This window comes from Thalassolituus sp. UBA2009 (assembly GCF_002335285.1).
GTDB classification, from domain to species: domain Bacteria; phylum Pseudomonadota; class Gammaproteobacteria; order Pseudomonadales; family Oceanobacteraceae; genus Venatoribacter; species Venatoribacter alkanivorans.
This window is the reverse complement of record NZ_DDCJ01000043.1, coordinates 17,380-27,027: the sequence shown is the minus strand read 5'-3', so window position 1 is coordinate 27,027 and position 9,648 is coordinate 17,380. Positions and strand designations below refer to the sequence as shown.

Sequence of the window (9,648 nt, the reverse complement as noted above, 5' to 3'; positions counted from 1 at the left end):
GATCTTGAGACCCACCTGTTTTACGAGATCTGGCGTAACTCTCCCGATAACATGTTTATCCTGCGGGTTGGCGAAGATGATTTTTATTTTGTAAAAACCAATCTGTCGCAGCAGCTGAGCCTCGAACTGGTGTCCGCCGCCCCCAAAGATATGGGCATCAGAGAACTGATGCCCCCTGATTTGTACGAACAGGTCAGCGCCAACTACAAACGCTGTATGGAACGTAAAGAGCCCATTCAGTACGAAGAAGTTGAGGAGCTGACCAGTCACGATGGCAGCCCACAATATTGGAGCACAACACTTTCTCCTATTTTTGGCTCCGCCGGTGAGGTGCAGTATATCTTTGGCATTTCGCGCAATATCACCCGCCTGAAACAGGCGCAGAAAGCGGCCGAAGCTGCCAACGAAGTAAAGACCTCATTTCTGGCTAATATGAGCCACGAAATGCGTACCCCGTTAAATGGAATCCGTGGCGCTGCCGAGTTATTACTCAAGTGTGATGATCCGCAGGAAAAAGAAGAGCTGTGCCGGCTGATTCTCAACGCCACCGAAGCTCTGACCCGCCAAACCTCCGATATTCTTGAATATGCCCGTATCGACAGCGGCAATATCCGGCTGGAAAATGCACCATTCTCTCTGCGCGAAGCAGTGAAAGATGTGCAGAGTCTGGTACAGCATGCGATACAGGAAAAGAACATCCGCTTCAGCGTAAATATCGACAGCCGCATTCCCGATCAGCTGCATGGTGATGGCGGCAGGCTAAAACAAATTCTGCTGAATCTGGTCAGTAATGCGGTTAAGTTTACCCACGAAGGCAGCGTCTCTCTGACCATTGATCTGAGTAAGCGCCTTGGCCAGGAACACCAGCTGCGCTTCCGGATTGTCGATACCGGTATCGGTATTCATGCCGACGATATGAATAAATTATTCCGTCCTTTCAGTCAGGTCGATCAGTCAACCACCCGCCGTTATGAAGGCAGTGGCCTGGGGCTGACCATCTGCAAAGATCTGGTGAATGCCAAAGGCGGGAATATCGAAGTCAGCAGCGTGCCCGGCAAAGGCTCTGTATTTGAATTTAATCTCAGTTATCCTGCATTAATGCAGGATATTCCTGCGCCGCACCAGCTTGATCCGTTGCCCAGGATACCCAATCTGAAAATCCTGCTGGTTGAGGATAACCGCACCAATCAATTAGTGACCAAAAAAATTCTGTCCCATGCCGGTATTAAGGTAACCGTCGCCGAACACGGTCAGGAGGCCCTCGACTTCTGTCAGCAGCAACGTTTTGATCTGATTTTAATGGATTGGCATATGCCGGTAATGGATGGGCTGCGTGCCACGCAATTGCTGCGTGAAATGGATGACTATCATCGCCGTATTCCTATTGTTGGCCTTACCGCCAACGCCATGGAGCAGGATCGCCAGACCTGTCTGAACGCTGGCATGGATGATGTGGTATTAAAACCACTGAGCGGAGAAAAACTGCTGCGCTGTATCGCCCGCTTACATACCGGCCGGGAAGCACCGGCGGCGCCAAAAGCGCCCTGAAATGACGCGCATAAAAAAAGCTGCCTCTGTTAATAACAGTGGCAGCTTTTTTACTGGCCCGGCCCTGATAAAGCCTCAGGCGTGTTTCTGCATAAAGGCTTTTACTTTAGGGGCAATGCTTTCGCGGAATTTACGGCCATTAAAGATACCGTAATGGCCAACCCCCTCTTCTTCCAGATGTTGTTTTTTACTCTTGGCAATACCGGCGCATAAATCCAGGGCACAGGCGGTTTGGCCTCGTCCGGTAATATCGTCAAGCTCACCTTCGATGGTCATCAGGGCCATCGTTTTAATCGCCTTAAGATCAACTTTTTCACCACGGAATTCCAGCTCACCCTTAGGCAACTGGTGCTCCAGAAATACCCGGCGGATAGTGTCGAGATAATATTGCGCCGGCATATCCATAACCGCCAGATACTCGTTATAAAACTGCCGGTGGGCTTCAGCGCTTTCACCGTCGCCTTTCACCAGATCACTGAAAAACTTGAAGTGCTTACTGATGTGCGAGTCCATATTCATCGACATAAAACCAGTCAGCTGAATAAACCCCGGATAAACCAGCTGACCACGGCCTTTAAAACCCGGCGGCACGCGGCAGATAACATTATCCTCAAACCATTCCAGATCACGGCCGGAAGCATAGTCATTCACATCCGTCGGATTAATACGCACATCCACCGGGCCGCCCATCAGACTCATGCTCTTCGGCAGATTCGGGTTGTTATGCATCGCCATATAGCCGGCCGCTACCAGTGCCGGAACGCAGGGCTGACACACCGCCAGTACATGGGTATCCGGGCCCAGCTTTTCCATAAATTCGATTAAGTACTCAACGTAATCATCGAAACGGAAACCGCCATCACTCATGGGCACATCGCGGGCATTGCGCCAATCGGTGATATACACCTCATGGTCCGGTAAAAATTCACGCACAGTGCCACGTAGCAAAGTAGCAAAGTGACCGGATAACGGCGCCAGCAGCAGCACCTTAGGCTGATCCAGACCGCGGGTACGACGGCGGAAATGCAGCAGATTGCAGTAGGGTTTTTCAATCACGGTTTTATATTCAATACCGATCGTACGGCCATCAATTTCCGTGGTATCCAGATCCCAGTCCGGCTGCTCGTAATAATCGGTCAGTCGTTCGGTCAGCTCCATCGTGGCACGTACGGTACGAAAAAAGATGCCGTAATTCAGTGGATTCCACGGCTGATAAAACATATTGCGCGTATGGCGTGCGAGCACATGCACCGGGCGCATGGCATCCATAATCTGGGCATTCATTTTGTAGAGCATGATCGTTCCTCCGTGACTGCCACCGGCGGGTGACAGTGAGAACATTCTGGTTGTTATAACCCTAGCCTATCAGAAAACCTTAGCGGTTTTGCTGCAATGCAGATCAGCTTTTGTCCGCTTGGGAAGACGCATCAGAGCTATTTCTGTCCTCTGTAAACAAGAGCACAGACAAATCCACAGGTCATTTGTGCAACCTGTACTGGTTTTTACGCCACAGACCCTATTAAAAGCCGCGCTGACAGCTATATATGAGGCCCGTTAAAACTGTATGGCAACGAATGACTGGCGGTAAAAATCACCCATTAGCATGAGAAATTCAGCAAAAAAAGCCGTCACCAGATCAACAGAAAGGAGCAAAGCCCGACAGACAGCCAGGGCCGGAGGGCAAAGCGGACATCACCCATAATGTCCGCGCCATGTCTCGCAGATAAAACCTCAGATAGCGCGTAAGAAGCTGAGTAAATCGTCCCGTTGTTGCTGACTCAGCTGCTCAAATGCCTGCTTTGCTGCCAGACCTTCGCCACCATGCCAGAGAATCGCCTGCGGTAAGGTTTGCGCCCGGCCATCATGCAGGAAGCGGCTGACACCATCACCTTCCAGCAAACCCAAACCCCACAGTGGCGGTGTACGCCATTCCTGAGGCTGCGCATTTCCCTCGCCGACACCGTCGCTGAGATCGTCGCCCATGTCGTGCAGCAGCAAATCGGTATAGGCATAGATTGTCTGCCCGCGCAGCGGCGCCAGCACGGCGTCGGTAGCGGTTGTTAATGTCGGCCGGTGACAGACCGCGCAGCCGGTTTGGGCAAACAGTTGCGCCCCACGTTCAAAGGCCGCGTTATCGCTGACACGTCGTCCGTACACCGCTAACACAGTAAGGAACTCATTGATCTGGCCCAGCGCTTCCTCGCTGACCTCAGGATTTCCGCCGGACGGTTGGCTGGTACAGATATCCTGATGTTCCGTGCAGGGCTCCTGCGGATTCACCACACTGGTTAATCCCATATCCTGTTGCAAAGCTCCGGCACTTTGTCCGCGCAGCGAACACTGCATCGCCTTCCAGCCAAAGCGGCCAATGCAGTCCTGCCCTTCGCGCTGCAGGCGATGGGCGCGGCCGGAAATACCATCAGCATTACTGTCCGATTCATCTTCATAAGCCAGAATCTGCTCCTCCGGCACCAGATTCAGCAAACCGACCCCGGTAAGCTGCGGCGATAAGCGTGGCCCAAGGTGAATGCCAGCAGCCAGTGCATGGCTCGGATTGCTCAGCACAAACTGTGGCTTACCAGAGCCATCATCCTGCCAGCTGACATCGCCTTCGCCACGCCCGACGGTGGCAAACGGCTGCAGCTGACCACCCAGATGCGGATCAGGCCGGCCATTTGCGTCGCCCAGACGGAACAGCAAACCGCTGCCTATCTGGCCGTCAGCCAGTAAGCTGGCGGCACGGCCGTTGGCGGTGTGACACAGATCGCAGGCCCCGGCGACAAACAGCGGCCCCAGTCCATCGAGTTGCGGACGCCCGCCGGGCGCCATTTCCCAGTCAGCAACAAACAGCTCACGACCGCGCGAGACCTGCGCCAGTTCCTCCAGCGGCAGGCCCGGAATAAACTGCAGAAAACCTAATGAGGCCTGCCATTCAACCGTGGCCGCGCCACCCACCGGCAGCCAAACCTGCGTTTGTTGGCCAGCGCCGGAGCCGGAGTTATCGGAGGCACCACAGCCGGTCAGCAGCAGCGCGATTAACAGTAAATAACCAGTGCGGATCATGGCGCTGACGTCACCATCGCCGCAGATGTTGCCGCTTCCGCTGCAGCTTCGGGTATGGATACTAATACCGGTACGCGGTAGCCCCACAGATTAATAAGATCACTGCCACCCAGCGATCCCTCAAAGCTCCAGCCCCAGGAGAACAACTGACCATCGCCGCGCAGGCCAAGGGTATGCAGCGCCCCGTTACCTAAATCCAGAGCATTATCAAATTGCAGAATCGGGCTCAGTGGTGCTTCGACATCATCGTCCTGCTCAATACCCAGCGTACCAAGCATGTTCTGTCCCCAGGGATAGACCTTGCCATCGGCGCGCTTCACAAAACTCTGATTACCATTAGCCCAGACCGCCTGCACATCGCTGAACCACGGCAGCAGCTGCGGGCTTGTAACCACTTCCGGCCATTGCTCGCTGACAAATAAACCCACCTGACTGCTGAAGTTCAGACCCCACGCATACACCTGACCGCTTTTACCCAGCGCCAGAACATGATCACGACCGGCGGCTACAGCAGTAATCGCTTGCGGCAGCGGAATCTGCACAGGCGTGCTGTGAACCTCGGTATCTTCGCTGGCTAACCCCAGGTTGGCGTAGTCATTGGCGCCCCAGCCCCAGAGAACGCCCTGCTCATCCAGCGCATAAGAACTGCCGGACGATGCGGCTACCTGCACAATATCCGTCAGAGTTAAGCGCACCGGATAATCACGGTTAAGGGCAGAGCCATCGCCTAACTGGCCAAGATTATTGCTGCCAAAAGCAGAGACTGTGCCGTCGTTATGCAGCACCAGCGAATGACCGTAACCACGTACAACAGACACCGCATCGGTGATGCCAGGCACCTGTACCGGCGTCAGCCGGGTGCTTGTATCTGCCGTTTCTGCCACAGCACTGCCCAGTCCGAGCTGACCATTGGCACCGTCTCCCCAGCTCCAGACCGTACCATCAGCGGCCAGCGCCAGTGAGGCATTCTGATTGAACGCCAGCGACACAAACGTCTTGCTGGTTGGCAGTAACACCGGCGTCAGCGGATGGGATTCATCACTGGCCTGCTTGCTGGTCATGCCCAATCCCAGCTGGCCTTTGTTATTGCGGCCCCAGACATAAGTTTTGCCTTCAACAATTGCACCGGAGTGCGCACCACCAGCCGTAACCCGCTTACCGAAATAAGCCTGATGGCTTGCACGGGTCTGGTTACCAGCCGCATCGCTCACCACAATCTGATACGTATTGAGACCACCGCTCAAGCGGAGTGCAGCACTGAATTGCCCACTGCGGCCATCGGCATCCAGCTGCAAGTCAGCGGGAAAGCTTTGCCCATCGCTGACAATTTCTACGCTACTCAGCTTGTTGTCGTCGCTGACAATGCCCGTCAATGTCAGCAAACGGCTTTGCGAGATCGCCGAATCGACAGGGAATTGACCACTGAGTTGTGGTGCTGTGATGTCCGGAGCATTGCTGTTATCACTGTCCGCACCACAGCCCAACAGAAACAGAACCGGTAAAACCGGCAGGAATAAACGTTGCATTGCAGCCACCCGTTAATGAGAACCAATATCAAAGGCGGCGAACAATACATCTAGCGATAATTATTCGCAAATAAGAATTTTATTATTATAAGCCACCCAGACCTCCTCCTCTCGCCTGCCCCGGCGTTTTTCCAAACCAGCGCTTGAATGCCCGCTGAAAGTTGCTTTGCTCCTGATACCCCAGCCGCAGGGCGATTTCCGGCAGCGCCACGCCCTGCTGCAATAAGCGCTTTGCCTGCTCACGCCGGACCTCTTCCAGCAATTGCTTGAAGGTCACACCACGGGCACGCAAGCGCCGCTGCAGGGTGCTGATGCTTAATCCCAGACAACCAGCCACCCAGGCGCGGTCAGGCTCCCCCAGTACCAGCGACTGCTCGATCCAGTAGCGCACATGGGCCAGCGCCTGTTGCTCGTTCAGCTGTTGCAGCGCATGACGCGCGGCCAGATCCTGCGCCGCAGCCTGTTGTGGGTTGGCACCGGCAACGGCTGTCGTCAGCAGCTCATGGCTGAATTCGATACTGTTCTGTGGCGCGGCGAACTGCACCGGGCAGCCAAAATAATGCTGCCAGCGTTCCGGGTGTTTGGGCGGCTGGCTGCGCAGGGTGACGTTCAGAGGCCTGACCGGCTGATGGGTCAGCCAGCGTGCCATGGCCACCAGCGCCACCATGGCGGTATGTAACGACAACAGCGGCACCGGCTGGCGGGCATGAAAGCTGATACGCACACCCTGTGCGGTTTCCTGCAGTGGTAAATCGATGGCTTCACCGATCAGGCGGTGAAAACGCAGCAACCGCTCCAGTGCTTCACGCAGGTTACGGCTGGACTGCATGGCGAAGCTGATTACCGGCGCATGCTCGAGGCGGATATCACGGCCAATGGCCAGAGCCAGATCATCATCCGGGCAGGCCGCGGTGATGGCATTCCACAACGCCGTCACCCGGGTCTGGGGAATCCGACCCTGCGGCTCCTGCAACAGTGCAGCGTCGATTCCGGACTGTTCACACAGCAGCGTACTGTTAAGGCCAAAGCCTTCCGCGCCCTGCAACAGCAAACGCACCCAGGCGCTGGAGGTCGTCGCCAGAGGTGGCTGACCGATCTGTAGCGGCGGTGACATAACAATCTTCCGGGTATAAATGACTCATTATGATAACAACTTGACCCGAAAAGCCAATCTGCATCCATCGCGCTGTCGTATGTTGAATACAGATCAGACAACTCATAACAACAACGACTAATAACAAGCCATCAGGCAAGGCAGGTAACCATGAGCAAGCAGTCCGCATACACTCCGGCAGCCAAAGAGTTCAACAGCTTCGCGGAGTTTTATCCGTTTTATCTCGGTGAACATTCCAACCGCACCTGCCGGGTGCTGCACTATACCGGCACCCTGAGTGCCATCAGTATCATCAGCTATGCCATCTGGAGCAGTCAGTACTCACTGATCCCACTGGCCTTTGTTGCCGCCTACGGTCAGGCCTGGATTGGTCACTTCTTTTTTGAGCACAACAAGCCGGCGACCTTCAAGTATCCGCTGTGGAGCTTTATGGGTGACTGGGTGATGATCAAAGACTTCCTCACCGGCCGCATCAAGCAGAAAATGCCGCAGAAGTAAGCCACTGCCTCTCCTGTCGCGCCCTGAATCCGGGGCGCGCTGGCACCTCCTGCCACCAGCCCCCGATCCGTAGAACTACCTAGCCATTTATACCTATGTCGCATTCACACCCAGAAGGTGCGGGCTTTTAATGCCTGCCTTTCTCCGGCGCCGCATTCATCGCGTGCGCAACGCACAAGGGTGTGTCAGGCGCCGGTATTCATTGCTTATCCGGGGGCTGTATGCAGCACTACAACATTTATGAAATGGGTCTGGATGCCAATCAGGCCAACTACACCGCCTTATCGCCGATCAGCTATCTGCAGCGCGCGGCCTTTGTTTACCCGCACCGCATCGCCCAGATTCATCAGGACACCACCTACACCTGGGGCGAAACCTACGAGCGCTGTGTGCGTCTGGCCTCTGGCCTGAAGTCGCTGGGTATCCAGCACGGCGAAACCGTTTCTTTCCTGTGTGCCAATATTCCCCCGATGTTTGAAGCGCACTTTGGTGTGCCGATGTGTGGCGCGGTACTGAATGCCATCAACACCCGTCTGGATGCAGAAGCCGTAGCCTTTATTCTGCAGCATGCCGAAACCCGCATTCTGTTTGTCGACCGCGAATTCAGCGACGTGGCCAGCAAAGCCCTGAAACTGCTAGCCGTTAAACCGATGGTGATTGCCGTTGATGACCCGTACTTCGACGGCGGTGAACTGCTGGGCGAACAGACCTACGAGCAGCTGCTGGAAAAAGCCGATGCGGATTTCGCCTGGGATCTGCCACAGGACGAATGGCAGGCCGTTACCCTGAACTACACCTCAGGCACCACCGGTAATCCGAAAGGCGTGGTTTATCACCACCGCGGCGCGTACCTGAACGCCGCTAACAACATTATTTCCTGGGACATGGGCAAGCACCCGGTATACCTGTGGATTCTGCCGTTGTTCCACTGCAATGGCTGGTGTTTCCCGTGGACCATCGCTGCTGCGGCCGGTGTCAGCGTCTCCCTGCGTCATGTGCGCGCCGACGCCATTTATGGCGCCATTAAAGATCACAAAGTCTCGCACTTCTGCGGCGCACCGATTGTGCTGAACATGCTGAACAATGCACCAGCCGAGATGAAAGAAGGCATCGAACATCAGGTTAACGCCATGGTGGCCGGTGCAGCGCCTCCGGCTGCCGTGATCGAAGGTATGGAAGCCATGGGCTTTAAAGTGACCCACGTGTATGGCCTGACCGAAACCTACGGCCCGTGTGTGGTGTGTGAATGGGACGACGCTTGGAACAGCCGCACGCCGGGTGAACGCGCCGCACTGAAGGCCCGCCAGGGTGTGAAGAGCCCGATGCAGCAGGATCTGATGGTTGCCGATCCGGATAACCTGCAGCCGGTTGCCCGCGATGGCGAAACCATTGGTGAGATTTTCATCCGCGGTAATATCGTGATGAAAGGCTATCTGAAGAACCCGCGCGCCAGCGAAGAGGCCTTTGCTGGTGACTGGTTCCACACCGGCGATCTGGCGGTATGGCACGAAGATGGTTACATCGAAATCAAAGACCGCTCGAAAGACATCATCATCTCCGGTGGTGAGAATATTTCCTCCATCGAAGTGGAAGATATTCTTTACCGTCACCCGGATGTGGAAGAGGCCGCCGTGGTTGCCAAGCCGGATGAAAAATGGGGCGAAACGCCTTGTGCTTTCGTCAAACTGAAGCCGGGTGCTGAAGAAGACGCTGCTGCGATTATGGATTTCTGCCGTGCCAATATGGCGCACTTTAAAATTCCGCGTCACGTGGTGTTTGGCGAGCTGCCGAAAACCTCTACCGGTAAGATCCAGAAGTTTATTCTGCGCGCTCAGGCTAAAGAGTCCTGATACCCGGGATTTAACCGCAGCGTATAAAAACGGGCCTCAGCTGAGGCCC

The 9,648-nt window shown here is 55.2% G+C and carries 7 protein-coding genes; 3 read left to right on the top strand and 4 right to left on the bottom strand.

Features of this window, described 5'->3' with window-relative positions; all coding sequences use genetic code 11:
* A partial coding sequence (locus B3P58_RS04785) for a PAS domain-containing sensor histidine kinase (protein ID WP_286716354.1) occupies positions 1-1,548 on the top strand: 1,548 nt, incomplete at its 5' end.
* Positions 1,549-1,623: 75 nt separating this feature from the next.
* Here the strand turns inward: B3P58_RS04785 and B3P58_RS04780 are convergent.
* The 4 genes from B3P58_RS04780 to B3P58_RS04765 form a co-directional block, all read right to left on the bottom strand.
* Positions 1,624-2,844 carry a polyhydroxyalkanoate depolymerase gene (locus B3P58_RS04780; protein ID WP_145467001.1) on the bottom strand — a complete coding sequence of 407 codons (1,221 nt, stop codon included), beginning with the start codon at positions 2,842-2,844 and terminating at the stop codon, positions 1,624-1,626.
* Between the two features lie 435 nt (positions 2,845-3,279).
* Positions 3,280-4,611 carry a di-heme oxidoredictase family protein gene (locus B3P58_RS04775; protein WP_286716353.1) on the bottom strand — a complete coding sequence of 444 codons (1,332 nt, stop codon included), beginning with the start codon at positions 4,609-4,611 and terminating at the stop codon, positions 3,280-3,282.
* Positions 4,608-6,137, bottom strand: coding sequence for a hypothetical protein (locus tag B3P58_RS04770; RefSeq protein WP_286716351.1), 1,530 nt, complete (start codon positions 6,135-6,137; stop codon positions 4,608-4,610). Before B3P58_RS04770 ends, B3P58_RS04775 begins: the two co-directional genes overlap by 4 nt.
* Positions 6,138-6,222: 85 nt before the next feature.
* Positions 6,223-7,251, bottom strand: a complete 1,029-nt coding sequence (locus B3P58_RS04765) for an AraC family transcriptional regulator (RefSeq protein ID WP_286716349.1) — start codon at positions 7,249-7,251, stop codon at positions 6,223-6,225.
* A gap of 150 nt (positions 7,252-7,401) precedes the next feature.
* Between B3P58_RS04765 and B3P58_RS04760 the strand changes: the two genes are divergently transcribed.
* Together B3P58_RS04760 and B3P58_RS04755 are read left to right on the top strand one after the other, a co-directional pair.
* Complete coding sequence (locus B3P58_RS04760; protein ID WP_145467009.1) at positions 7,402-7,749, top strand: DUF962 domain-containing protein; 348 nt, start codon at positions 7,402-7,404, stop codon at positions 7,747-7,749.
* A gap of 221 nt (positions 7,750-7,970) precedes the next feature.
* On the top strand, positions 7,971-9,599 hold the full coding sequence (locus tag B3P58_RS04755) for an acyl-CoA synthetase (RefSeq protein ID WP_225691411.1): 1,629 nt from the start codon (positions 7,971-7,973) through the stop codon (positions 9,597-9,599).
* Positions 9,600-9,648 lie beyond the last annotated feature (49 nt).

Coding starts and splice junctions, on each gene's coding strand:
- B3P58_RS04780 (WP_145467001.1), bottom strand. CDS start 2,844: ATGCTCTACAAAATGAATGCCCAGATTATGGATGCCATGCGCCCGGTG.
- B3P58_RS04775 (WP_286716353.1), bottom strand. CDS start 4,611: ATGATCCGCACTGGTTATTTACTGTTAATCGCGCTGCTGCTGACCGGC.
- B3P58_RS04770 (WP_286716351.1), bottom strand. CDS start 6,137: ATGCAACGTTTATTCCTGCCGGTTTTACCGGTTCTGTTTCTGTTGGGC.
- B3P58_RS04765 (WP_286716349.1), bottom strand. CDS start 7,251: ATGTCACCGCCGCTACAGATCGGTCAGCCACCTCTGGCGACGACCTCC.
- B3P58_RS04760 (WP_145467009.1), top strand. CDS start 7,402: ATGAGCAAGCAGTCCGCATACACTCCGGCAGCCAAAGAGTTCAACAGC.
- B3P58_RS04755 (WP_225691411.1), top strand. CDS start 7,971: ATGCAGCACTACAACATTTATGAAATGGGTCTGGATGCCAATCAGGCC.